The 25,353-nt window shown below is 40.8% G+C and carries 27 protein-coding genes and 1 pseudogene; 7 read left to right on the plus strand and 21 right to left on the minus strand.

Features of this window, described 5'->3' with window-relative positions:
* Window positions 1-33: 33 nt before the first annotated feature.
* The 12 genes and pseudogenes from H605_RS0100410 to H605_RS0100465 form a co-directional block, all read right to left on the minus strand.
* Window positions 34-2,223, minus strand: coding sequence for a penicillin-binding protein (locus H605_RS0100410; protein ID WP_232321214.1), 2,190 nt, complete (start codon window positions 2,221-2,223; stop codon window positions 34-36).
* A 32-nt stretch (window positions 2,224-2,255) separates the two neighbouring features.
* The gene (ftsL, locus tag H605_RS0100415) at window positions 2,256-2,627 is read right to left on the minus strand and encodes a cell division protein FtsL (protein ID WP_029052379.1); all 372 of its coding nucleotides are present in this window, start codon (window positions 2,625-2,627) and stop codon (window positions 2,256-2,258) included.
* A 17-nt stretch (window positions 2,628-2,644) separates the two neighbouring features.
* Window positions 2,645-3,576 (minus strand): annotated as a pseudogene (gene rsmH / locus H605_RS17105) (16S rRNA (cytosine(1402)-N(4))-methyltransferase RsmH).
* A 17-nt stretch (window positions 3,577-3,593) separates the two neighbouring features.
* A complete protein-coding gene (mraZ, locus tag H605_RS0100425; protein WP_029052380.1) occupies window positions 3,594-4,025 on the minus strand; it encodes a division/cell wall cluster transcriptional repressor MraZ in 432 nt (143 codons plus the stop codon).
* 584 nt (window positions 4,026-4,609) lie between these two features.
* Window positions 4,610-6,226 carry a bacillithiol biosynthesis cysteine-adding enzyme BshC gene (gene bshC / locus H605_RS0100430; protein WP_029052381.1) on the minus strand — a complete coding sequence of 539 codons (1,617 nt, stop codon included), beginning with the start codon at window positions 6,224-6,226 and terminating at the stop codon, window positions 4,610-4,612.
* Window positions 6,227-6,310: 84 nt separating this feature from the next.
* Entirely contained in the window at window positions 6,311-6,691 is a 381-nt protein-coding gene (locus H605_RS0100435) for a DUF3397 family protein (RefSeq protein WP_029052382.1), read from the minus strand.
* Window positions 6,685-7,578 (minus strand): ketopantoate reductase family protein, encoded by an 894-nt coding sequence (locus tag H605_RS17110; protein WP_051210412.1) that lies wholly within the window; start codon window positions 7,576-7,578, stop codon window positions 6,685-6,687. The genes H605_RS0100435 and H605_RS17110 overlap by 7 nt, the downstream gene beginning before the upstream one ends.
* A gap of 55 nt (window positions 7,579-7,633) precedes the next feature.
* Window positions 7,634-9,136 (minus strand): acyl-CoA carboxylase subunit beta, encoded by a 1,503-nt coding sequence (locus H605_RS0100445; RefSeq protein WP_232321295.1) that lies wholly within the window; start codon window positions 9,134-9,136, stop codon window positions 7,634-7,636.
* A 66-nt stretch (window positions 9,137-9,202) separates the two neighbouring features.
* Complete coding sequence (locus H605_RS0100450; RefSeq protein ID WP_029052384.1) at window positions 9,203-9,418, minus strand: acyl-CoA carboxylase biotin carboxyl carrier protein subunit; 216 nt, start codon at window positions 9,416-9,418, stop codon at window positions 9,203-9,205.
* A gap of 136 nt (window positions 9,419-9,554) precedes the next feature.
* On the minus strand, window positions 9,555-10,316 hold the full coding sequence (locus H605_RS0100455) for an enoyl-CoA hydratase/isomerase family protein (protein WP_029052385.1): 762 nt from the start codon (window positions 10,314-10,316) through the stop codon (window positions 9,555-9,557).
* Between the two features lie 107 nt (window positions 10,317-10,423).
* Window positions 10,424-10,597, minus strand: coding sequence for a 50S ribosomal protein L32 (rpmF, locus tag H605_RS0100460; RefSeq protein ID WP_029052386.1), 174 nt, complete (start codon window positions 10,595-10,597; stop codon window positions 10,424-10,426).
* 24 nt (window positions 10,598-10,621) lie between these two features.
* Window positions 10,622-11,152, minus strand: a complete 531-nt coding sequence (locus H605_RS0100465; protein ID WP_029052387.1) for a YceD family protein — start codon at window positions 11,150-11,152, stop codon at window positions 10,622-10,624.
* 126 nt (window positions 11,153-11,278) lie between these two features.
* On the opposite strand from H605_RS0100465, the gene H605_RS17115 reads away from it, so the two are divergent.
* Entirely contained in the window at window positions 11,279-12,457 is a 1,179-nt protein-coding gene (locus tag H605_RS17115; RefSeq protein WP_037561315.1) for a nucleotidyltransferase, read from the plus strand.
* A 4-nt stretch (window positions 12,458-12,461) separates the two neighbouring features.
* Here the strand turns inward: H605_RS17115 and H605_RS0100480 are convergent, their stop codons facing one another.
* Entirely contained in the window at window positions 12,462-13,508 is a 1,047-nt protein-coding gene (locus H605_RS0100480; RefSeq protein ID WP_029052389.1) for a SepM family pheromone-processing serine protease, read from the minus strand.
* Between the two features lie 127 nt (window positions 13,509-13,635).
* On the opposite strand from H605_RS0100480, the gene H605_RS0100485 reads away from it, so the two are divergent.
* On the plus strand, window positions 13,636-14,520 hold the full coding sequence (locus tag H605_RS0100485) for a hypothetical protein (RefSeq protein ID WP_029052390.1): 885 nt from the start codon (window positions 13,636-13,638) through the stop codon (window positions 14,518-14,520).
* Window positions 14,521-14,583: 63 nt separating this feature from the next.
* On the opposite strand, the gene coaD is transcribed toward H605_RS0100485, so the two are convergent.
* From coaD to H605_RS0100500, 3 genes are read right to left on the minus strand one after another with little or no spacing between them, the layout of a single operon-like run.
* Window positions 14,584-15,063 (minus strand): pantetheine-phosphate adenylyltransferase, encoded by a 480-nt coding sequence (gene coaD / locus H605_RS0100490; RefSeq protein WP_029052391.1) that lies wholly within the window; start codon window positions 15,061-15,063, stop codon window positions 14,584-14,586.
* Between the two features lie 4 nt (window positions 15,064-15,067).
* A complete protein-coding gene (gene rsmD, locus H605_RS0100495; protein WP_029052392.1) occupies window positions 15,068-15,622 on the minus strand; it encodes a 16S rRNA (guanine(966)-N(2))-methyltransferase RsmD in 555 nt (184 codons plus the stop codon).
* Window positions 15,619-17,061, minus strand: coding sequence for a hypothetical protein (locus H605_RS0100500; protein ID WP_029052393.1), 1,443 nt, complete (start codon window positions 17,059-17,061; stop codon window positions 15,619-15,621). The genes rsmD and H605_RS0100500 overlap by 4 nt, the downstream gene beginning before the upstream one ends.
* Before the next feature lie 71 nt (window positions 17,062-17,132).
* Between H605_RS0100500 and H605_RS0100505 the strand changes: the two genes are divergently transcribed.
* On the plus strand, window positions 17,133-17,528 hold the full coding sequence (locus H605_RS0100505) for a DUF7147 family protein (protein WP_037561317.1): 396 nt from the start codon (window positions 17,133-17,135) through the stop codon (window positions 17,526-17,528).
* A gap of 14 nt (window positions 17,529-17,542) precedes the next feature.
* Here the strand turns inward: H605_RS0100505 and H605_RS0100510 are convergent, their stop codons facing one another.
* Window positions 17,543-17,815 (minus strand): YlbG family protein, encoded by a 273-nt coding sequence (locus H605_RS0100510; protein WP_029052395.1) that lies wholly within the window; start codon window positions 17,813-17,815, stop codon window positions 17,543-17,545.
* A 286-nt stretch (window positions 17,816-18,101) separates the two neighbouring features.
* On the opposite strand from H605_RS0100510, the gene H605_RS0100515 reads away from it, so the two are divergent.
* Complete coding sequence (locus tag H605_RS0100515) at window positions 18,102-18,971, plus strand: PI-PLC domain-containing protein (protein WP_029052396.1); 870 nt, start codon at window positions 18,102-18,104, stop codon at window positions 18,969-18,971.
* A gap of 161 nt (window positions 18,972-19,132) precedes the next feature.
* Here H605_RS0100515 and H605_RS0100520 read toward each other — a convergent pair whose 3' ends face one another.
* Both H605_RS0100520 and H605_RS0100525 read right to left on the minus strand, forming a co-directional pair.
* Window positions 19,133-19,576 (minus strand): YlbF/YmcA family competence regulator, encoded by a 444-nt coding sequence (locus H605_RS0100520; protein WP_029052397.1) that lies wholly within the window; start codon window positions 19,574-19,576, stop codon window positions 19,133-19,135.
* Window positions 19,577-19,644: 68 nt separating this feature from the next.
* Entirely contained in the window at window positions 19,645-21,057 is a 1,413-nt protein-coding gene (locus tag H605_RS0100525; RefSeq protein ID WP_029052398.1) for a Mur ligase family protein, read from the minus strand.
* A gap of 111 nt (window positions 21,058-21,168) precedes the next feature.
* On the opposite strand from H605_RS0100525, the gene H605_RS0100530 reads away from it, so the two are divergent.
* Window positions 21,169-21,900 (plus strand): amino acid kinase family protein, encoded by a 732-nt coding sequence (locus H605_RS0100530; RefSeq protein ID WP_029052399.1) that lies wholly within the window; start codon window positions 21,169-21,171, stop codon window positions 21,898-21,900.
* Here H605_RS0100530 and H605_RS0100535 read toward each other — a convergent pair.
* Window positions 21,897-22,913 carry a CAP domain-containing protein gene (locus H605_RS0100535; RefSeq protein WP_158231723.1) on the minus strand — a complete coding sequence of 339 codons (1,017 nt, stop codon included), beginning with the start codon at window positions 22,911-22,913 and terminating at the stop codon, window positions 21,897-21,899. The two genes, H605_RS0100530 and H605_RS0100535, sit on opposite strands and share 4 nt — an antisense overlap.
* 329 nt (window positions 22,914-23,242) lie before the next feature.
* Here H605_RS0100535 and H605_RS0100540 point away from each other — a divergent pair, with 329 nt between their 5' ends.
* Entirely contained in the window at window positions 23,243-23,602 is a 360-nt protein-coding gene (locus tag H605_RS0100540; RefSeq protein WP_029052401.1) for a YugN family protein, read from the plus strand.
* 103 nt (window positions 23,603-23,705) lie between these two features.
* Entirely contained in the window at window positions 23,706-24,761 is a 1,056-nt protein-coding gene (ytvI, locus tag H605_RS0100545) for a sporulation integral membrane protein YtvI (RefSeq protein WP_029052402.1), read from the plus strand.
* A 126-nt stretch (window positions 24,762-24,887) separates the two neighbouring features.
* Here the strand turns inward: ytvI and H605_RS0100550 are convergent, their stop codons facing one another.
* Window positions 24,888-25,325, minus strand: coding sequence for a DUF420 domain-containing protein (locus H605_RS0100550; RefSeq protein ID WP_029052403.1), 438 nt, complete (start codon window positions 25,323-25,325; stop codon window positions 24,888-24,890).
* Window positions 25,326-25,353: the final 28 nt, after the last annotated feature.

The following is a 25,353-nucleotide window of genomic DNA, read 5'->3' on the forward strand; positions in this document are numbered from 1 at the left end:
ATTAAGGTATGCTGGGAAATCGCGCGCTATACATTAGCCACCCATGATTTGCTCCTCTTCGTTTTCTTCTTTATCTTCATTACTCTTCTTTTTATTATACTGCTGCCTTGGCGTCCGAAGTTCAACGACAACTGGATCATTCTTGTTTACTGACGTTCCTTCCGTTACGCTTTGTCCAACAACATAACCTTCACCGTTGATTCGAATATCCAGCTTTGAAAGGTTCATAAAAGAAAGTACCATCTTTTTAGACCAACCTGTCATGTCTGGGAATGTTGTATCTCCTTTTGTTTCCAACAAAATCATTGAGTCCTCCGTTAATTTCGTGTCAGCTTTTGGTATTTGTTTAGTTACCTTGCCACCTTCTCCGATTAATACGGTTTGGAAGCCATCCTCGGCTGCCAATGAAGCTGCTGTTTCCGAATCTACCCCTTCATAATCACCAACTTTTTTCACAGGTATCAGTTGTTCATCGTCAGGAGCAATGTTCAAATATTTCAAGCTGTTTTCCATAATCGGATTAAAGACTCTTGATACAGGATCGGACCCTTGTTCTCCTGCTTTTAATTTAGGTTGCTGAACGGTTACATAGATTAGAAGCTGCGGGTCATCAATCGGCGCCATTCCAAGGAACGAGTATAGGTAGTTACCGTAGCCAGACATATACCCTTTTCCATCTGTTTTGGGAAGTTCTGCTGTACCGGTTTTACCACCTACTGCGTAATTTTCCAGATGATACTTTTGTGCAGTACCTTTTTCTGAAGTTACTGTTGTTGCAAGAATTTCACGCACTTCTTTAGCAGTTGCTGCGGAAATTGGTGTTCCGCTTTCTTCAGGTTCGTGATTCTCCAGCACTTCATTCGTATTCGGGTCTATGATTTGGTCGATTACATATGGTTTCATCATGACACCGTTATTGGCGATAGCAGAAGCAGCCTGTATCATTTGTAGTGGTGTAACTGTAGAACCTTGCCCATAAGAAGTCGTCAATCGTTCAGCAGGATAATTATCTAGTACAACGCCCGACGCTTCATTCGGCAAATCAATCCCAGTTTTTTTACCAAAGCCAAATTTGTGAACGTACTCAATGAATTTCTGATCACCGATTCTTTCCAGTAAGTATGCCATTCCCACGTTAGAGGAACGTTGTAAACCTTCCATAAAAGTAATCGTTCCCCAACCTTTCACGTTCACATCACGTATCACTCTGTCGTAGATCCGGTAAGATCCAGATCTGAAGTAATCATCTGGCTCCCATTTATCTTCTTCCACCGCCGCTGCCAATGTGAACATCTTCATTGGAGAACCTGGTTCAATAGTCTGCTCGACTGCATCATTCAACCAGTTTTCTGTTAAACCTTCTCGTGTCATCGGATTAAACGTCGGTCGCTGACTCATTGCTAGGATTTCACCCGTTTTAGGATTCGACACAAGAACAAGCATTTTCTTCGGAGAATACTCTTCTTCTACTTGATCCATCGCTTCTTCAACGAAATTACTAATCGTCTTATCCAATGTAAGTTTAATCGTCTGACCGTCCTGTGGTTCTTCAATTTGTTTGCTTGCAGTGGGCAATAAATATCCCCAACCATCAGATTGATAATTCACTTTTCCATCTACACCTGTTAGTTGCTTGTTATACGTTTTTTCAAGCCCCATTTTCCCTTTGGTGATGGTTAGATTGTTTTCCATTTCTTCTTTTTGGGCAAAGCCCACTAAGTAAGAAGCGAAGCGACCGTTAGGATAGAATCGTTTTTTACCTTCTACAAACAAAACACCCGATAATTTTTTTCTATCGAGTTCTTCCTTCATCTTCATCATCGTTTCGCGGTTCAGATCTTTTCCCGCACGACCAAACTCAATTTGCCATGTGCCTTCTCTAGCATTTTTCATTTTATCGTAAATTTCACGTTCTTTTAAAGGTAAATACTTGGCCAGTACTTTAGCCGTCCCCTTATAATCCACCACATGATATTTTCTTTTGCTGTTTTTACTAGCAGCTTCATTAAGGACAGCAACTACATTATAACTTAATGTATCCGATGCAATCGGCTCATCGTTTCGATCTACAATTGCCCCACGGTTTGCTTGTAAAACTGCATGTTTTTCATATTGGTTAGAAGCGATCTTCGCTAATTCCTTACCATCTACTTGGCCCGTCATCTGAATAAAAAGAATTCTGCCGAATAATATGAAAAAGAGCCCTCCGAATACTACAAACATTAGAAAGGCTCCCCATTGAAAGCGAAACTTCTTCATCGTCCAGGTACGACCTTTACGTTACCTTCGTTAAGGTTCAAACCATTCTCTTGTGCTTTTTTCCAAATACGTTCGTAAGTGGATTTGTCACTCACTTGAATGGACAATTCATTATTCTGTTTTGCAGTATTTTCAATTTCAGTATTCATCAACTGCACTTCTTTATTTACAGTGTTTATATCAGAATGTGTCTGTAAAAGCATGGAAGATGATCCGATTGTAAATGCTGCAAATAAAGTGAACAATATCTTTTCACCCTTAGAAAAACGCTTTTTTACACGGCGGACAACCTGCGGCTGATTTTGGTCAGTATGTTGTTCGATCTCCGGTGTATATGGCGTACTTAAGTTCCGTTGTTCTAGTCCCATGGCTCAATTCCCCTTTTCTATTTTCTCTCTATAATTCGTAATTTCGCTGATCTGGCACGTTTATTATGCTCTATTTCTTCATCTGTAGGGATGATCGGCTTTCGCGTAATAAGACGGAAATCCGGATCCATGCCCTCAGGTATAATAGGTAAGTTTGGCGGCAACTCCGGCATGGAAGAAGCCTCCTTAAAAATCGTTTTACATAAGCGGTCTTCAAGCGAATGGAAGGTAATTACGCTAATCCGACCATCCTCACGTAATAACGTAAGGGCATCGGTTATAGATTGTTCAGCTGCTCCTAGCTCATCATTTACCGCAATTCGTATAGCCTGGAAAACACGTTTCGCAGGATGGCCTCCAGTTCTTCTGGCAGCTGCTGGTATTCCTGTTTTAATAATCTCAGCTAGTTCTCCTGTTGTACGTATAGGCGCATCAGCGCGTGCTTCTTCAATTTTACGAACGATTTGCTTAGAGAACTTTTCTTCACCATAGCGGAAGAATATTCTGACCAAATCTGAATATGACCATTCATTGACTACTTCATAAGCCGTCAATGGCGCAGATGTATCCATACGCATGTCCAGTGGAGCGTCATGATGGTAACTGAAGCCACGCTCAGGTGTATCCAATTGCGGAGATGAAACTCCAAGGTCATATAAAATCCCATCTACATGAGAGATTCCCAATTTTGCTAATTCATTTTTCAAGTCTTTAAAGTTTGCATGGACAAAGTGTACTTGTGCTGTATAGTTCGATAGTTTTTTTGCGCTGCTTCAATAGCTGTCATATCTTGGTCGAAGCAGATTAGTTGTCCCTCAGATGAAAGAAGTTTAATAATTTCTGCACTGTGACCTGCACCACCAAGTGTGCAATCCACGTAAATGCCATCTTCTTTTACATTTAAGCCTTCGACGGCTTCATGAAGTAATACTGTTGTGTGGTTAAACATGGTTATTCCGCCTGCTTTCAAAATTCAAAATCAATAAGGTTTTCTGCAATGTCATTGAATGATTCCTCAGATTCCTCGTAATACGCTTCCCATAGTTCTGCAGACCAGATCTCAATACGGCTGGATACACCGATAATCATACAGTCCTTTTCAATCTTCGCGAATTGTAGTAAGTTTGCAGGTATATTTACTCTCCCCTGCTTATCTAGACTGGCTTCGCTTGCTCCTGAGAAGAAAAAACGAGTGAATGCACGAGCATCTTTTTTTGTAACCGGCAACGCTTTCAATTTTTCTTCAAGCTTTTGCCATTCATCCAGTGGATATCCAAACAAGCAATTATCCAGTCCACGGGTTAAAATAAAGCCTTCTGCTAATAGCTCCCGAAATTTCGAAGGAACGATCAGTCGACCTTTCATATCAATTGAATGCTGATACTCACCCATGAACATATAATTCACCCCACTGTATGAAATAATGTACCACATCCCCCCACTTTCCTCCACCCACTATGCTGTTTTTCTTCGCATAATTTTTAAAATGTGTCAATAGTACTTCTTTCTGATTTACATTCCTGCCCGTATCCCGAAAAAACTACTTTTTTCGCAATTTTCATTCGTTATCACCATTGAATAATGTTTAGTTTCAATTGAGACTTGTTTAGTGTGTGAGATAGGCCGGAAGCTCCAATTAGAGATGCTTAAGGTATGCAGAGAAAGCGGGGTGGGCAACAAACCACATACTAGAATTAGTATGGGACACAGTGTTGTATTTAAACTTATTTAAGTTCAAGTTTAGATTTAGTTCATCCACAAAAAGATATCAGCCATTACTTCAATTCACCACACGAAGTGACTATAATTTTTTACACAGGAACTGAAACGTAAGAAGTGCTGCTCTCAGTGGATCTACTCTCTCCGAATCCCCCGGAATATGGCTTTTCTAAATTGACAACCCCACTCCAACAAATTCACATTCTTTTACACGCATACTAAACCCGCCATTCATAGAACGAATGACGGGTTTAAGTGGTTTCTTATAAATAGACTAGTTGATGTGATCCATTAAACGTATAAGGTTGTTTCAGTAACTCATCAATCAATCCTTCACCGAACTGGTTCAAGTAAAAGTATGGCGAGTAGAGACGCTCTTGCAGGGAACCTTCCGGAAATAGCTGTTCCGAAATAACGTGATAGCGCTCGTATTGTACGTGATGCTTCAGTAAAATGGATTGCTCTTTTTTCTTCTGTAAATAATCAAACTGACTCTTATGGAATTGTAAATTTTTATCGAGAAGTTGTAGTAGTCCTGGATCTGACGTTTCGAGATGCGACTGCAACTGTTCATACTGCGTTTGTAATTGACTCTGGGTTTCCGTCAACAAACGATCGAATTGCTCATCTCGTTGTTGTTCTAGCCACTTTTCCAGAAGTTCCGGTAATTCGTGATTCATTACTTGGGTCATTGTAATTTCCGTCAGCTTTAGCGCTTCCTGGACTTGTCTGTTGACCAACGTAATAGAAAGCCTTGGTACAATTACCGGCATATTGATACCCATGAGATGAAAAGCTTCTTTCAATAAAGACCAATAGGCAATTTCACCAGGTCCGCCGACAAATGCTAATACAGGAAATACGAGATCTTGCATAATAGGTCTTGTGGCTACGTTGTTACTTAGCAACCAAGGCTCATTTTTTGCAAGTTGATGCATTTCTTGTGCTGTAAAACTGATCCCCGCTTGTTCATTGACGAATTTCCCATCTTTTCTTCGGAGTAGTACCCTCCCCGTGTCATGAACATAAAATAGATTAGCGTCTTGTTCATCCGATTCAATTGGCTTTGCATACCCATCTGCTTGAAGCTGTTGTTCTGTATAGTAAATGCTCTTCGCCATTGCTTCAGTGTTCTCAATCATCTGTGAGAAGTAAGGCGATTCCAGTTGTCGCAATGGTTTATATGCTGCATCCATAAATAACAATCCATGCGCAGTAAATAGTTCATTCATCAGTGAAGTGAAGAAATCTGTGAAATTCTGTTGCTGCTCTACAGTTTGCAGCACATCATTCAACAATTTTTGCGTATAAGATGTCTCTCCATAGCTTTTAAAAATCTTTTTAATATACGCGGTCATTTCTTTTTGATCATAACGTGTGTCTGAAGCCATCGTTTTTAAAATGGTCTGTTGTTTAAACTGCCGCTTGATCGCTTTTCCTGCCTTCGCAGTGTATGTATGATTGATTTCGTTAATATCATGATCTTCTCCAGCAACCCAAAAAACAGGAACTACAGGTTTCTCTAGTATTTCTCGTTGTTTTTGTGCCAATAAAATCACGGATATAGCTTTGTGAACAGAATATAAAGGACCTGTCAAAATCCCTGCTTGCTGCCCGCCAATAACTACTAACGCGTCTTCTGAAAGCTCTTGTATATACTGAGCAGCCAAATTGGATATTCCAAATGGCTTCATATAACTTTCTACCGCAGCAGCTAGCTGTTCTCTCTGAAAAGATCGTTGCTGTAATTCTTCCGCTCTTTCTTCATACCCTACTGGTGTCATTTCATATTCAAAATATCTATGGAAAAATTGTGGGTCATGACGATACGATTCCATCAATTTATTCTTCTTCGGTAACTCCATTGTGTCCAAGTCCATTCCACAAACCCCTTTATGTACTATACTACCGCAAGTATATCATCTGATCCAATTAGGTTGAATTCATACGCTTACGAGTACCCTTTAGTTCAAGTAGCGGATGATCTGCACCGTAATTCCAATAATGAACAGTAAAAAGTATGCTACTGTTAAGAGTAGAAAATACGCTCGCCATGTTCTGCGTAACACCCAGGATGACCGAAACTCTTTTTCCCTAGACCGTTCTATAACTGCAAATCCGATAGCAATTAAACACACTACTCCGATTAACAAAATAGGTAGCCAAACATCCCAAATCGCACGAATCAAAATCAAAACGGTCAGTACCATAAATGGTGTAGTCCAATCTACCGCCCATCCAATTCTCTTTTTTTTAGGTAACCCTATTTTCTTCGCAACAATAATTAATACTACTAAAATTATAAAAGGGAACAATAATAACGCTCCTAGTATATTCGTCAACATCCGCCACATTCACTCCTGTTTATTCCAAGCAGTGCAGTCTCAAGCATTTGTAAAAAAGGAGCTCTGCCACCTTTTTGATTAATTTCCTTCAACACCGCTGTCAAAATAGTCTCGATTTCCATATTCCGTCCTTTTATTCTATCTACAAGCATAGAAGATTGATTATAGGCTGTTTTTCGGCATACCTCTTCTATATCACTATAGCTCAATAAATCACTATACTCTTCAAAGTTACTGAGCAACTCTTCACACAACTGGCGGAATAACAAATGGAAGTAAGGGTTTTCTAACAACAGTCCATTCCTGATTTCCAACAATGCCGTTAGTGGGTTGATCGCACAATTGATCAGTACTTTACGAAACAATAACTGTTTAGCATTTTGTTGCGTAGTAATCGGAAAGTTTTGTGGGTCTATTTCTTGCATCCACTGTATGATCGGAGCAATCCGGTCATTTTCCACGATGTTAATAGGTCCCATACCGTTATGTGAAACTGTTCGGTCATCTATTCTTGCAGCACCATGCTCGACTGTCGCGAACGACACATGCCCAAGTGAATATTGCTTAATTAGCGACAGATGTCCAATTCCATTTTGAATGAACAATAAATCCGGTTGTACCGGTAGAGCGCTGATTTCAGACAATACAACGGGTAACGCATCATACTTCACAGCAATAATCCATAACGCATCTGTTGGCAACTCTTCAATATGTATGGTTGAATCTACTTCATATGTAAAGTTTTCTGGCCTTCTCACCAGACCACTACGTAAATGCTCTGCTTGTTCCTCTCGTCTTACCCAAAAGGTTACATTTGCCTGATGTTGAGCTAAATAGGACCCAATTAATAATCCTATAGATCCCGCTCCTACCACTACAAATCGCATAGCTTTCCTCCTTAAAAAAGAGACCCAGTGAAGGCGTCTCTGTTGATATGTTTTATTATACAGGATAGACAGGATGTTTTCTCGAAGAATTCATAATTTTTTTCGTTTCATAGTATCCAAATCTCTCAGCTAGCACTGACCGTAGATTATGAGGCGCAACCACTTCATCAATGATAAGATCTGAGGCCATCTTATAGATATCGATTTCCTCTTTATATTCTTGCTGCTTATCTTTAATAAATGCAATTCTCTCTTTTGGATCCGCAATGGCTTCAATTTTATTCGAGTATACCGCATTGACAGCTGCTTCAGGACCCATTACAGCGATTTGTGCAGTCGGCAACGCAATACAGACATCTGGCTCAAAAGCAGGACCTGCCATCGCGTACAAACCTGCCCCGTAAGCTTTACGAACAACGACTGAAATTTTCGGTACGGTGGCGGAACTCATCGCCATAATTAACTTAGCACCATGCCGAATAATTCCTTGCCGCTCCACTTTCGTCCCAATCATGAACCCTGGCACATCTGCCAGAAACAGCAACGGAATGGAGAAAGCATCACATAATGTAATGAACTTCGTTACCTTGTCCGCTGAATCCACAAATAGCACGCCACCTTTTACTTTGGGCTGATTCGCTATAACCCCTACAGGCCGTCCGTCAATGCGTGCAAGAGTAGTAATAACCTCCGGTGCAAATAACTTCTTAATTTCGAATAGACTATTGTCATCTACTAATTGATCGATAGCCTCATACATATTGAATGGCGCATTTTGGTTCTCGGGAATAATTTCCTCCAATGAACGTCCTTCCTTCACCGCACGAGGTTCTGCAAATTTCGCAGGCCCTTCAAAATTTCCAGGGAAGTAAGAGAGATATTTGCGAGCTTCTACAATCGCTTGCTCCTCAGTATCTACTAGCACGTCACCACAACCACTTACAGTACAATGCATGCGGGCGCCACCCATTTCTTCTAGCGTTACCTTCTCACCTATGACTTTTTCAGCCATCCGTGGTGAACCTAAGTACATCGAGGCATTGCCTTCCACCATAATGACAATGTCACAGAAGGCTGGGATATAGGCACCGCCTGCTGCAGATGGCCCAAATAGAAGGCACAGTTGTGGGATGACACCCGATAAACGCACTTGATTATGGAATATACGACCGGCCCCACGACGATTCGGGAACATGTCTAGCTGATCTGTAATACGCGCTCCAGCGGAATCCACTAAATAAAGTAATGGTACACGAAGCTTTTCAGCAGTTTCTTGAATACGGATAATCTTTTCTACTGTTCTTGCACCCCAGGAACCCGCCTTAACTGTAGAATCGTTAGCCATGACACAAACTGTTTGACCATCAATTTTCCCGGTAGCTGTAACGACGCCATCTGCAGGTAGATCTTTCGTTTCACAGTTTGCAAATTTTCCATCTTCTACATAGTTACCCTCATCAAATAAAAGGCGTAACCGCTCTCTAACGAATAACTTAGCTTGTTGTTCTAATTTCTTATGATATTTTTCTGCACCACCCTTGATAACACGAGCGGTGATTTCTTGAAGTTTTTCATTATACGCAGTCTTTGTCGATTCGTTTGTCAAGGAACTCCCCACCTTTCGTTACGATTGAATGGTAACTAACACTTCATCTTCATCTACAAAATCGCCTTCAGCACCGTGGATCTTATTCACCGTTCCATCCACTTCAGCTTCTAGCGGAATCTCCATCTTCATGGATTCCAAAATGACGACAACTTGTCCCTTCGTCACTGCGTCTCCTTCTTTCACTTCAATCTGGAGGATTGTACCTGCCATAGTTGCTTTTACTTCTTGCATATCATCACTCCTCATTTTCTAAGTACTAGCAATTATTGAAAATAACTTCTTTATAGATAGTGTATCTTAATCATGAAACCGTTTACAAGTGAATTCTAAACAGTCCCGACAATGTATGCTTGTCGGGACTGGAACTTTACTTACTTTTTGTTAAAAACCTTTGAACTGCTTCATGATGTGCATCACTTTCCCAAAGAACGGAACAGACGCGAGCTTCTTCTTGCATAGCGTGCTCAAGCCCGTTTGTTTTCCATTTCCTAGTGGCGATGGATTTATACGCACGATGTACATTTCTATGTACGTTAAGCTTTGGAGCTAGAAACTGATCAAGCGCTACTTCGGTATCCCCCTCATATACTTCAGTTGCCCAGCCAAGCTCTAATAATTGTTCAGGTGAATGAATGCTCGCTCTACTCGTAAACTGCAGCAAACGATCATGTGGACCATTTTTCTCGAATAATAATGTAGCTCCTCCCCACCCAGCCGTTATGGCCAGTGTACCTTGAATGAATCCGGCTCTTGCATGTGATGCAACCAAACGGTAATCACAAGCTGTTGCCAATTCACAGCCCCCGCCAACTGCTGCTCCATTTACTAGCGCTATTGTAGGCATCGGTAGTGTAGCGATCCGATATAAAATACTAGCCCCCCTGCTGAGCATTGGAAAAGCATCCTCTGCTGTGTGAAAGCCGTGAAAATCACTTAGATCTCCGCCTGAACAAAATGCCAGGTCACCTTCTCCTGTAATAACAGCAAAAGAAATTTCAGGATCATCCTCAATTTGATCTAGAAAGGATTCAAGCCCTTCCATGACGTCATAATTTACCGCGTTTCGCATTGCAGGACGATTAATTGTAAAATAAGCTATGGATTGATCGATCTTTATAGAATAAGACAAAGAAATTCCCCCTTTTCCATTTAGCATACCATTTTTGCACAAAACAAAAAAGACTACCTTGAGCCATGGTCTCAAGGTAGTCTTTATTTCGTTGTGTAGAATCTAAATTATTCGCCTACAACGTCTTTTCCTTTGTAGTGTCCGCATGATTTGCAAACGTGGTGTGCCAATTTCATTTCGCCACAGTTGTCGCAAGTAGTCATACCTGGCGCTTCAATTTTGAAATGAGTTCGACGCATATTTTTCTTCGTTTTAGAAGTTCTTCTCTTTGGTACTGCCATTGGGGGGCACCTCCTTATAAGGGTTTACTCTTTATCGGTTTCAAAAAAATTAGCCAATCCCGCTAAGCGAGGATCCACTTTTTCTCCTGCTTCTTGTCGTTGCGCTTCCAATTCCTCATCGGTTGTATAGGACCAACCTTTGCCTTCCACCTGTTGCATCTCATCTGCATTTTCACAGAGTACTTGCATCGGGATTTCAAGCAAAATCAGTTCTTCCAATACAGGAGTAAAATCAATTATTTCCCCATCAACCGGATGAATTTCATCATCCGTCTGAAGTGTTCCCTCGTCCCAGCTGAATTGCTCAACTGTTTCAATGGAGAATGGATAATCGACGTCTTCCCACGTACGTGCACAAGGCAAAGTCATTGAACCTTCTAGCCGAAGCTGGCATGTTAACTTTTTCTCACCAATTGTACATGTTCCACTTACTCGAACAGGCTGAATTGCCCTAATTTCTTCATTCCGATTTTTCACGGAATCCAAATTCACTGCTTCGTCAAACAGTAGCGGGCCTTGCCTATGTTTCCGTAATTGATGAATGGACCATTTCATGTCTATCACCTCAAGACAACAATGTTGATTATAGTATTTAAAATAAGGGATGTCAAGATATTTTCTTGTCACCCTAATAAGTTTAACGTTATAATTCATTATACGCAAGTACAGAGGAGGATTCCATTGTTAGCTACTGGTATTGTCGTCGAATATAATCCTTTCCATAATGGCCATTTGTTCCATCTCAATGAAGCTAAAAGACTTACAGACGCAGATGTCATCATCGCGGTAATGAGTGGACATTTTCTTCAGCGCGGTGAACCTGCAATTGTTGATAAATGGACGCGGGCCCACATGGCTCTGGCTGGTGGTGCAGATCTCGTCATCGAGTTACCCTATGCTTTTGCCACCGCCCATGCACCTCAATTCGCGAGAGGAGCTGTTCAAATCTTAGACGCCCTTCAATGCGAGTATATTTGCTTCGGCAGTGAAGAAGGTCACATCGCACCATTTGTGCATAGTTTGGACACAATGAACACACATAAGAAACTTTACGAAGAAAAAATTAAGTGTTCGATGCAAGAAGGTCTAAGTTACCCGAATGCATTGCGGATTGCTTATGATGAAATTTCACGCACTACTGATGAACCACTCGCTGATTTATCAGAACCGAATAACATTCTAGGTTTTCATTATATGCAAGCCATAAAAGAAATTCGGTCGAACATGATGCCTGTCACGCTCGAGCGAAAAGGCACACATTATCATGATGAGGCATTACCTGAGGATTCTATTGCTAGCGCTACAGGAATACGAAAAGAACTGTTTGCAACCGATGTCGCGCACGTTCAATCTTTCATGCCTTCATCTTCCTATGAGCTACTTCATCAACAGCCTCATCAAAGCTGGGATCATCTCTACCCATTTCTTCGGTACATGATTCTTCGTGAAGGACCTGAACAATTGGCATCCATTGCAGATATCACGGAAGGAATTGAATTTTCTTTATGGCGCGCTGCAAAAGAACACGCCACTTTCCAAGAATTCATGAAAGCTGTGAAATCCAAACGTTACACATGGACACGAATACAACGAATGTTAGTACATGTATTGACCGGTTATCAAAAATCAACCCGTGCACAAATTACCAGTCCGTCTTATTTACGGTTACTTGGAATGTCTAAAAATGGAAGGAACTATTTACGCTCAGTGAAAAAAGAAGTGACTTTGCCAGTTGTAAGTCGTGCAGGTTCACACAAGGACCCTTCACTACTGATGGATATTAAAAGTACAGACATTTATATGTGTGGTATGCAAAGAGAGCCAGGTCTAGATTTTAAAACACCACCCATTTTGTTGTGACACTTTACTTTTCTTTTAGCTTTTCCAAGTAACTTAATGCATCATCAATCGTTTTCACCGGGACAACTTTCATTTTTGTACCGATTTTATCCGCAGTTGCTTTCGCTTCATCATAATTTGAGAGAAGCTGCGGATTCTTCTTTTTCACTTCTTCCGGTAATTCATCGTCCGGCGCGAAGAAGATTTCGATACCTTCACGATCAGCTGCCATGATTTTGAAATCAATTCCACCGATCCGTCCCACTGAGCCATCTTCAAGCATCTCGCCAGTTCCTGCAATATTATAGCCTTTTGTTAAATCGACATCCACCAGGCGGTTCATCAATTCCAGCGTGAACATCAAGCCTGCTGAAGGCCCACCGATTTCTTCTGTACGGATATCTACCTTTGGTTCTGTCTCCAATTTGACCTGCTCTTCAAACTCTATTCCAAGACCTACTCGACCATCCGTCTCCGGAAGTTCTTTTAATTCTACTGGAACATCCAACTTCCGTTCTCCACGTTCCACTTGTAAATGTACATTCTGACCTTTTGACATACCACTAATCTCTTGCATAAATGCATCTGTTGAAGCGAGCTTTTGTTGATCGATCGATTGAATGACATCCCCTACTTTAAGCTTGCCTGCTGACGCTCCTGCCGGTAATACACCCGCCACAAAGACGCCCGTGAACTTTCTATTGATTGGCAACCCTGCCTTATCAAACGCTACTGATATGGCATGTGTTTTAGAATCAGCCATTAGTTTTATCTGACGCACTCCATACTCTTCATCACTTTCACCATGCCTTCTCACTTGGGTAGCCGGCATTAGCTTCATTTTATCTGAGAACTTTGACCAAGCATACGTTACAGGTGTTGCCTTGCCAATTGCAATGGTCATCAAACTAAATGTTCCTACGTCGTCCGTATCCCCGCCAACTACTTCTACGAGTGGTGCCAAATCGTAAGCTCCGCCTGGTCGAGAAATATACATATCTAACGGATAAAGTGCTAAAACAACTACTACTAGCAGGATTACCGCGGCTATCGCCCATTTACGCATTTTCATAAAAGCTCACCTCCATTAATAGCCTGTACGAATACTACATATATATTACGGTAGATGTTCATGTATTTCAAAAATTAGGAAGGAGTGCGACAGATGCCTTTTATTTACAATCCTGCCGTATCGAACAATGAGTAACGTACTCTTCATCTGGGCGCTAATTTTTTTATTTATTTTGCAGCCAGATGTCGCACATGAAGGAGCCGTTTCGGGTGCCCAATTATTCACTCATGCGTTACTTCCCTATTTGCTACCATATATTATATTAACGCAGTGGTTATTGAAAATGCCTAGCAAGCAAGGCACTAGTCAATGGAGTCGTTACATAAAAGCTTATGTGCTCGGTTCGTTTGGAGGCTTTCCGGTAGGTGCCGTGACCGTTAGTGAAATGAAAAAAAATGGAGAGATTTCTGCAGCTGAAAGTAGTTTGCTTGTTGCTTCTTGTCATGCACCAGGACCTATGTTCATTATTGGCTTTGTTGGGAACGAATTATTCGGTAGTACTACAAGTGGTTGGAAATTATTGATTGCCATTCATCTAGCTAATATCGTATTTTTCGTATTGGCTATGTCGCTTCTAGGTAGCCGATATCAACAGACAGCTATACCCACCATCCCTCAACAAGATCATAAAACATCTCCTTTGCTGCGCTCGATCAAGGATAGTTCATCCGTTATATTGTTAGTGGCCACCACGGTCATCTTCTTCTCGTCTCTCGGTAATGTGCTTTCGCATTCCATATCTTCCGTCATCACTGTGGATATGGGAGTGACAAAAACTTTATTGCTTGCTGTCTTCGAGATGACTTCGGGCGTCCAGTCTGCTACCGAGCATTTTGCCGGAGATGCGATGTATCCAATGCTCATCGCGGCCATTCTATCAATTAACGGTATGAGCATCCACATGCAAGTCATGACGATCGCCAAGAGCGCTGGCATACGAATACTCCCCTATGTAATTGCAAGGGTCTGGAACACGTTACTCGTCCCTGTATTGTTCATTTGGATTTATTGAGCAAGTATCAAAAAAGGATGCCCTTCAAGGACATCCTTTTGCATATTTACATTACCATCCTTGCTATTCAAACTTTCTCTTCAGTGCTACATTGACATGTGGTGGTACGAGCGTGGAGACATCTCCGCCATAACGTGCCACTTCTTTAACGATACTTGAGCTGAGGAATGAATATTGACTTTTTGTCATCACAAAGAACGTTTCAATACTTTCGTCCAGTACCCGGTTCATCGATGTGATTTGCATTTCATACTCAAAATCTGAAATAGCGCGTAAGCCACGAACAATAACGGATGCGTTAATTTCTTGTGCGTAATCAATCAACAGTCCTGAAGACGTATCAATCTTGACATTGTCATACTTTGATGTAGCTTCATGAATAAGTGCAACACGCTCCTCCACTGTAAACAATGGTTTTTTGGAAGAATTATTCATTACGGCAACATGCACTTCCTGGAATGTTTTTGCTGCTCTTCCTATAATGTCTAAATGTCCATTCGTCACCGGATCGAAACTTCCCGGTACGATTGCGATTTGTGTCATCCTGTTAGCCTCTTTTCTTGTAAATCGTAATAGCAGTACTTCCATAAATAGCAGAACTGATTTGACTATATGTATCGTAATGTTCGGGCAAGTCTATATGTTTATCATGTTCACAAATGATGGTTGCATTTTCTGCTACTACCCCTTGTGCTATTACGTCTTTAATTACATCATAGTATTCGACCGTTGCATAGGGAGGATCTACAAATAGCAGATCAATAGAAACTTCTTTAGACTTAAGAACTGCAGCAGCCTGGCGTGCATCTCTCTTTTCAACCTGCAGACATTCTTCCATGCGGCATTTTTCTGCATTTGCTTTAATAATAGCGCACGCTTTAGGATTTTTTTCAAATACAATCGCCTGTTCCATTCCTCTTGATAACGCCTCAATCGCAATGGAGCCACTGCCGCCAAATAACTCGACCACAGTTCCTCCATCGAAATAAGGACCGATTTTGTTGAAAACAGACTCTTTTACTTTGTCTGATGTCGGACGCGTAGACGTGCCTGGCAAGGATTTCAAAGACGTACCTTTTCTCGAACCGGAAATGACTCTCACTCTTTTCCCATCTCCTTTATCATCTTTTCAATTTGTTCGATAGAAATGGTTTCATCCGACTTATCTATTAATACAAAGAAGATTCGGCGCAACCAATTTTCATCAAAATACAACTTTTTATTAATTGAGGTATAAGGCTTTTCTGTATAATCAAATTTGCTACCATTCATCACGTAGAAAGGCTCTAATTTAGAAAAACGATAGGTGCGATTTGGACCGTCGAAATAAATTGACTGCTCGTTTGAGCGCATTGAATAGCCCATCTTCGACAATAACTCTTCTGCTGGATAAAAACTTGTATCTTCCTTTACAATTACCTTCACTTCTGGAACTTCTTCTCCATCAAGCAATACAGTCCGTGGATCAAGTAGCAGAAATGGATAGTTATATCGCTGTTCCTTCATTGTCATATGAAAATACTGCGTGTCGAATGCAAGTATTTTTGACAACGACTGATCCAAATCGGATGACGAAAGTTTTTTACCTATTTTCTCTTGGACGTTTTGGCGAAATGTTTGATATTGCTCTGCCGAGATCGATTTTTTCAAACGAGTAAACGCTGCTTGTTCCGCTTTCGTTCCTACTGGAGCATCTCCAAGTATAGATGCAATCATACTGCTCATAGATGGTTCGTCCGCTTGTAAAATGAAACGTGAATGGACACTCATCCTGGCTACTTGTTTTATTACTTTCGATATATTGCCCGTTTTCTCCACAATAAAGCGCTCTGCATACAGCGGCCGATTACCTGAAGCTAGCACTACGCTCACATGATTTCCACCGATGGCTTCCAGCATTTTAACTAGCCGGTCATTATACTTTTTATCGATACCTTCACCGAAAATTGTCAGCTTGTTTGAAGAGTATGCAAGCGGCACATCCTCTGGTTGCCAATACAGTTCATTAACAAATCCTACGCCACGGTATAAACGGTAGGTAATACGCTCCTTGTTTTCCTTTCCTACACGTTCTAACCCCGTTACCCACATGCCACCAACACTTTGCTCATCAGTCACATGGAGGACAGTAGTCAAGGGTTTTGCACCCTGAAGAACCACAAACGGCTTCTTAAATAGTTTACGTCCGGTAAGGGGTGTTTTCTTCGGCAATTTATAGACAACAGATTGTTGATCAAGTTCTCCTTCTTCGAATGCCACATTAGAATCATTTAGTCGAGCACATGAAGAGGAATCCTCTGCTTCGCATCCACGCTCTACGCTTTCTTCTGGCCAAATAATCTCGTGTCTACCTTCCGACAAGTTATAAAAGTGGTGACGAATGTACAATCCATCTGCCCGATTGATGACTTCAATTTCCTGACGAAACGTACCTGAATCCGCGTCTTCTCCATTTGCATTGACCGATTGGCTGTAATGCAAATAAACGAGTCCACCGTTTACTGCCGCCAAAAGAAATACAAGCCTTATAATAACTTTCAACGTACAACACCTCATCGCATGGTATGATGGACACGAACCATTACTAATTGCCTGAAAGGAAGCGCTTGATTATGATCCAACAACGTTTTATCGAACTAGGGGAAGGCTATAGCGACATCTACGAATTACTCGAGTTAATGTCTACGAACTCCCATCGAATTTACAGAGCCTATATTTTTTCATCTAAACATGATTCTAAAGAACAATTGTCATTGGCAGTTTCTTTTTCTCCTGCAACTGAAAACAATCATTTCATGCCGATCTATATTTGCAGAGAAGGTATTCGCTATTCTGCAGACAAACCATCGAAACGTTATGACTTGTTTGTTAAGCATGCAGAGTCGCTGAATAAAAAGCCTGTCAGAGTGGAAATAAAACATTCATCCGAATTTGCTGAGAATGAGCTATTTTACCAATATATTACTGGGATCTTACGCTTAAATCACTTGTTGCCGCCGCTAAATTAATAAGCGGCAGCAAATTACAAGCCTGTTTTATAATCATATTCTTTTGCTTTATCGGGCTTTGCATTTTCATATATCGTGCTGACGAAGGGCCGCTGTGAAGGCAATACTTTCCGTACAGCCGACAAACGCTCCAACTTAGTGATCGTTGTTTCCACGTCTTCCATATCACAGTAAAGCACAACGTATTTCATTCGCTTTGAAATATAATGAACATGCCCAAATTTGCGCAGTGATTTTGCTTGTTTTAAATGATGGAGATAGACAATTATGCCTTGTCGATCAATCATGATTCTCCCCCTCTTTCTTACTCCATACAATACCATAGGTGAGAAAAGTCCTGCAACCTTGCACAGAAATTGTTTGCATAGACATAAGTGAAATTAAGCTGATCTTTCATCTTTGTTTGTACACCTTCTCTGGAATAGGTTACACTTAAGAAGACATTTATCTGAATTCAATCGGTCTATTCTTTTATAAGACGACTGGATACAAGTATTTTCTGTTCAATTGAAGTATAAACATTGGCTAAACAAAAAAGTGAGGACTTACTATAATTATTGAGGAGGTTTTAGATTGGGAAGGAAAACAAATGTTGCATTAACTGTAGGCGCTGCAAGTGTGGCTGCATGGGCGGCTTCAAAAGTGATAGCAAAACCAGAACCTCGCACCGAAAAGAAAGCGCTTCGTTTTTCGGAAATAGCTGTTTTAACTGACGCACAACGATGCCAAGATACAGCAATGAATTCACTTACCGCTTATACGAAAATAGCTGATTTAGGTGTCCACGGCTTCACGGTCGATGTACGACTTACGAAAGATGAAGAAATTCTTTTAGTGCCAACCCAAGAACTTGTGCTTCCCGATGAAATTGCCGACTATACATTAGATGAAATCCATATCGAATCTAGATACGATCATGATCTTGATACACTGAACGGAGATCTATCTGTCGTGTCATTACGTGAACTGTTGCACAAGTTCCCGCAACTATTACTTGTAGTCTCTATGAGTGATTGCCCTACAACATATGAAGGAAGTTTAATCCCTTCCAAATTGTGGCGATTACTAAAAGAGACGGATGCTATAGAACGCGTTGTAGTAACGAGCCAATATGATGAACAAATTGATCGTTTTAATCTATATGCGCAGAATTCTATTGCTTTAGGTGCCGGTAGTGAGGAAATTAAAAAAGCATACGTCGCTTACACGAGTAAATTCGGTCACCTGTACCGCCCCAACGCAGATCTATTCTGCCTGTCCGAAAAACTCGGTGTGTTTCCGCTTGCTTCAGAAGGCTTCGTTCGCTTCTTACACGATCTCAATATAACTGTATTTTATGAGATGGATGAGACGGACGAGCTTCCAAAACATGCTAAATTAGACGTTGACGGTTTTATAACAAATCACCCAAAACAATTATTGACGTTCTTCAATGAAAACTAAAGATACAAAGAGTCTAGTTGGTTTATCGAGGGTCCACTAGACACGCGCACAACTGGTACTTCGATTCAGGTGATCTTCTCCTTTGCGCCACTACCTTTATTTAAAAAATAACCCCCTGCAGAATTATATCTGCAGGGGGTTATTTGTAATTATGAAATACTTTATGCTGAACAAGAACAGCTGCCACCTGAGCCGCAACCTCCGCCGCAAGAACTGTTAGAGAAAGTCCCATCGCCAGCTGGCACTTTCACAGCCTCTGAAACGGACTGGCCAATTAGGATACCTATTTCGTCCAACAAATCCTGCACGTCGTTTTCCGCCAGGCGCAAGGCAGCCACTTCATCTTGTAAATCCAGTTCACGCTTTTGAAGACGAATTTCCTTCATGATTACTCTATAATCTGGATGATAGCGACCAAAGCGCTGCACGTCCTCGTATTGTTCTTTCATTTTAGTGAAATCTATGATCTTTTTTCGTAGCTCAGTGTTTGAATATACACGGTCACGTGCGTCTTGATAGGTTTTCACCACTTCAGAACACAGCAGCATCTCGGAAAGTTCTTCCGCCATATCGATGACTCGCATCCACTCATCTGTCATCATCACCATTTGCCGCACCTCCTATCACAACTATCATAACAAAAAACTGGCGTCTCGACTATTCATTAAGATTTTTACTTTTTGGCATTTCTATAACTAAACGATTTTTTCACTTCTTCCATATCACAAAAATGCATCTTCTGATTCTCTATTTGCTGTATTTGTTCGTGTCCTTTACCTGCAATGAGTATAATCTCACCTGGTTGTGCTTGTGTGACAGCGTAGCGGATTGCTTGGTGACGATCGATGAAGACTTCGACAGGTGTTGCAAATCCTACCATGCCCGACAAAATATCCACAATTATTTGAGACGGCTCTTCTGTTCTCGGATTATCTGAAGTCAAAATTACATGTGAACTGTAGTGAGCAGCTACTGCACCCATTTGCGGCCGTTTCTCACGGTCTCTTTCCCCACCACATCCAAATACAGTAATCAGCCGTTTTGTGGACTCTGACAATGCCTCCAACACCGCTTGCAAGGCATCGGGTGTGTGTGCATAATCTACATATACTTCAACCCCTGCCTCTTCGTACTTCTCTAGGCGTCCAGTCGGAAGTCGCAGAGCATGCAAATGAGGTTTTATCGCTCGTAATGAATAACCGAGCGCCATTAGAGCCCCTATAGCTGCTCTTGCATTCATTTCATTATGGTGACCTAGATTAGGGAGTAGTACCTTTGGTTGCTGCTTGCCATTAATATGTCGTCTGCTGAAATAAATGGGTGGTTCAGACAACCCCTCTCCTATAACACGACAAGTTTCGTCATCTTCATTGATCACTAGCTGATCAGCCAATGGAATTAGTAGCTTTTTTGCATCGATGTATCGCTGTCTACCTCCATGTTCAGCGTAGTGATCCATTCCAATATTTAAAAAAACACCTACAGTTAACGGACAGTGCGCTAAACGATTAGTGGATAACCCAATCGAAGATGCTTCGAGAACAATATGGGTCACCTGTTGCTCCATGCATCTGCGTAAAATAGGATGAAATTGTTCAGCTGGTATCGTCGTCATGGAATTTTGAATCGTCTCCGTCAGCTTCCCGTCAATATAAAGACCTGTCGTTCCTATAACGGCTGTTTTATGCCCGAGCTCTTTTAATAACTGTCCGATAAAGTGACTCACTGTTGTTTTACCGTTTGTTCCCGTAACGCCGATGATGAGTAATTCCTCAGCTGGATTATCTGAAAACTTCGCGCTTCCATATGAAATAAATAATGAACTATCGGGAATTAGAACTACCGTAACTTCCACCGGTATGCTTGTTAGGTCTATGTTATCCCGATCGATCACTAGTGTTTTGGCTCCGTTGGATATCGCCTCTTCAATAAATGTCGTTCCATCAGACACAACTCCTTTCTTTGCTACAAATACATAATCTTTCTTGACCCTCTTAGAAGATTCCGTAATTCCATCAATTGTTCGTCGAATTGAGCCTTGTAATATAGTGCATGGCCAATCCTTAAGTAATTCAGATAATAGCAAGGTTTCTCGCCCCTTCCCGAACATTTTATTCTTCAGAGAATATAATGAAACGAAGCATAAAGTATTCTATGAAAGGCATAAGAAGAATGTCACGAAGAAAGTTGGGATTCTATGATTATCCAGAAATTTGGAGGAATTGCCATGCAGAATCAACAACAACGAGCAAAGTGTATTCAGCATATTCGACAGGCCTTGTCGAAACACCGCGCCGTCATCGTTGTAGTCTCTGCAATGGGTAGAGAAGGCGACGCCTATTCCACAGACGATTTGCTTACCCTTACGGACTCCTTCTCGAAATCCAGCGAAGCGAGAGATTTGGCTGCTTCATGCGGTGAATTAATCGCTGCAGCCGTAATATCTGCAGAATTATCTACGGAAGGGATAGACAACACGATTATCTATGGACAAAATACAGGCATTCGGACATCGGGAGAATTCTGCAATGCAACGATTGATAAAATCAATAGTACACATATCGTCAATACACTTCAAACTCACTCATGTATCATCGTCCCTGGATTTCAAGGGATGAATATACAAGGAAAGTTTATGACTCTTGGTAGAGGTGGCAGTGATTTGACAGCAATCGCATTAGCTTCTGCATTGCACGCCCGCCATGTAGAGTTTTTCAAAGATGTACCCGGTGTCATGTCTGCAGATCCTCATACTACATCTAACTATAAGCGATTTGACAAGCTCTCATTTGATGAATTCCTCCCATTACTAAAATGTAATCGGCCCGTTATTCAGGAAAAAGCAGCGGTTTATGCAAAGCAAAAAGCGATGCCCCTTCATATACGAGGCATCGCATCAAACGAGGAAGGTACATGGATTCTTCCTTAGTCGTCATGTATGGAATTTTCTGATTCAGTCTGCGCTATAAAAGACTGGGTGTAGTATTTATTATAAACACCAATGCCGGTATGCGTGAAGTTCGGATTCAGTAAGACATCCCGGTGTTTTGGAGAATTTAACCAGCCATGCACAGTTTCAATTGCATCGATATAATTAAATGCAATGTTTTCACCTGCCTTGCCTGGAGTTAGTCCAACATCTTTTAAACGCTCGGCAAACACTTCTACAGGTCCTTCCTCATGAGAACTATATTTACGGAATATCATTTCCTGGCTATGCTTTCTTGAAAGTGTGGCCAGCTTATCACTATATGATAAAAGAGGTAGTTGATGTTCTTCACGCACTTGGTTAGTCAATTCAAACGTCTGTCGCTCCATCGCACGATCTACTTCAGTCTGAACTGTTGATGTTGGTTTTGGCGCTTCGATCATTTCCCCAAGATAGGTCATATCATAAGGTTGGTGTTTCACTAAAGTACTCGGGTTAATGAACCGCACACCTTCAATCCCGCCATCTACTTGATCTATATATAATTGCACAAATAAATTCTCATATGGTATCAGGATACGGTTTTTAATATCGTCGCTATTTAATGAAAATGTATAAATATTTTCTTGAATCGTTACATCAATCTCTGATTCAATCGGTGTAAAGCGGTGAATCTCCTGTACATTTTGTCCGATTTTAAACGGTGCTACATCTGATGCGCCATCAGCAGTATATATTTGATTCACTTTCCCATTCAAAACCCCCGCCATAAAACGTGGTTCTTCCGTATATACCCACCATTCATACTGAAAACTCGATGGCTCAATCCTAGAAGGTTTGCCAAATTGCTCTTCAATCTTATCGACTTTCTGTCCGACTAGTACTGACATGCCTTCTTCAGGTCTCGGCATACCTTCCCCACCGATCGACGGACCTTTTTCAGGCACTGCAATTGGCGAGCCATGTTGTACTGGTGACTCCAGCGGTAGATTTTCACTTACTTTATCAGTCATGAAATAATAAACTCCCATTACAATCAAAAGCAAAACAAGAATCTTCCATCCTACTCTCCACATGTTATCTCCCTTTCCACTTTATATGCTACTCCTATAATAGTATGACGTATCGGTAGAAATCATCTCGACTGAATATTTAGTCAAGATGAACATCTAGTCAAAAATGGTAACTTTCTTATATTGTACAGAAGACACACACTATAGTCATCTATATAAGCCCGCAAAGAAAGCGTTGACACAATGTTGTCATTGCAAGTAAAATCGATTTGTTTTATGATATAATAGTATACGTATTCGTCAGGACGAACATAGAGGGGGATATACAGATGTATGTTGAAAATATTGGTCTTAAAGGCCTTGTAGCAGATTTACGAGTAATGGAAGAAATTATGAATAAGAACAATCTTGAAATTGACGGTCAATGGGATTATGAGCGTGTAACTTTCGACAAGAAGTATATTGTTAAAGAAGGTACATACTATTTGCGCGTTTTCGGTGAACTCGTTGAAGGCGACATCGATGGTAGAAAAGCTACAGTTCGTCTAAAGCAACCAGTTCTAGGAAAGCACTACTACCCACACGGTGTGGAGTATGGCGAAGAAGAAAACTTCCCTGCTAGCTTAGTTAAGGACTGTGAACTAACGTTAAAGAAAGTATATGATGAGTTAAAGCAATATAGTTTGTAATGATATGAAAAAGCCGAAGAGCTAAATGTTCTTCGGCTTTTCTACTATTACTCCACTAATTTGGTTATAATAAAAACAGTATCTACGTGGAGGACGATGACTTTTGAAATTTCTTACAAAACGAAATATCATGATTGCATTCAGTATCATCATACTATTGGTCATTATATTCTTTATTTTACCCGTTTCCATTCCCATTATTTTGGCGTTGCTAACGGCACTTTTTTTAGATCCACTTGTAAAATGGGTAGAGATACGATTTAAATGGAAACGTAAAGTTTCGGTCATTGTGAATTTTATTGTCTTTGTTGGAATCAGTGTGCTATTACTTTTCTATACCGTCACCACACTCATCGGTAAAATAGTTCATTTCACAAAAGAAATTCCGAACTACTTAAATTCCCTCTCAAGTGTATGGATTAACACACAAAGCAAACTATTTCAGTACACGGTAGGCATGCCTGAAGATATTTTGGCTATGCTCGAGAACGAATTCAATGAAATTATCGAATCCATTCGTATTTCGATTATCACACTTTTGAGTTACGATCGAATTTTGGCTTTGATTTCGGATATTCCAAATTTCCTTGTCAGCTTTATTGTGTTCATGATCGCACTATTTTTGTTCATGTTGGAATTGCCCAACTTGAAAAAGACTTTTTATTTTCATTTAACAGAAGCCACTGCAGAAAAAGTACACTATATGATGAGCAGATTACGGTTTGTCATATTAGGATTCGTCAAAGCCCAAATGCTTGTCAGTTTAATCATTCTAGCCGTTTCCTTTATCGGCTTATTAATGATTATCCCTAAATATGCTGTAGTTATGGCTTTGGTGATCTGGATTATTGATATCATTCCGATACTCGGTTCCATCATTATTTTGGCACCTTGGTCGATCTATCAGTATATTTCAGGCGATATCGCAATGGGTACAAAATTAGCAATATTAGCCGTAATACTATTAGTTATCAGAAGAACTATCGAGCCAAAAGTAATGGGCTCCCAAATCGGCTTGTCTCCATTGCCTACTTTGATTGCGATGTTCATCGGTTTGAAACTATTTGGCATCCTCGGTTTCTTCATTGGACCAATGCTCGTCATACTCTTTAATACTGCAAGAGAAGCAGGCATCATTAAACTGAATTTCAAAATTTAATACTAAAAGGGATTCCTCAATGAAGGAATCCCTTTTAGTATGCATAGCGTACAACGATACGAATTGGCTAGATAAAAAACTGAAGCCACTCCCTTTAGGGTGTGACTTCAGTTTTTACGCAAAATATTAAATACCAAGAATCGCTTTAAATACAGAAGTAGTTTCTCCACCTTTATAAAAGACATACAGCAACAAGTATACAGCGACTCCTGTAATGGCTGTGAAGAACCAGATGATACTTGTCACAGGACCGATTTTACGATGCCGTGCGAGATTGTTCTTCAAGCCTGCATGAATCGTAATAACTCCAAAGAAGGCCCCTGTCGTTGCTAATATGATGTGGAAAACTAAAAATACTGTGTAATAATTTTTCAAGTCATCAGGTCCACCAAAAGCTGTATTGCCTATAAATACCGTTCTAGAGATATAAATGATAAAGAACAGTACTACAGACACTGCTGCTGCAATCATCGTTTTTTGGTGCGCTTCTATTTTTCTTTGTCGTATCAAATTCCGACCTACCGCAACCAAAATAGCAGATAAGATGATGAAAAACGTACTGATAGTCGGTAATAGTGGTAGTCACATCCGA

This window comes from Sporosarcina ureae DSM 2281 (genome assembly GCF_000425545.1).
Lineage (GTDB): Bacteria > Bacillota > Bacilli > Bacillales_A > Planococcaceae > Sporosarcina > Sporosarcina ureae.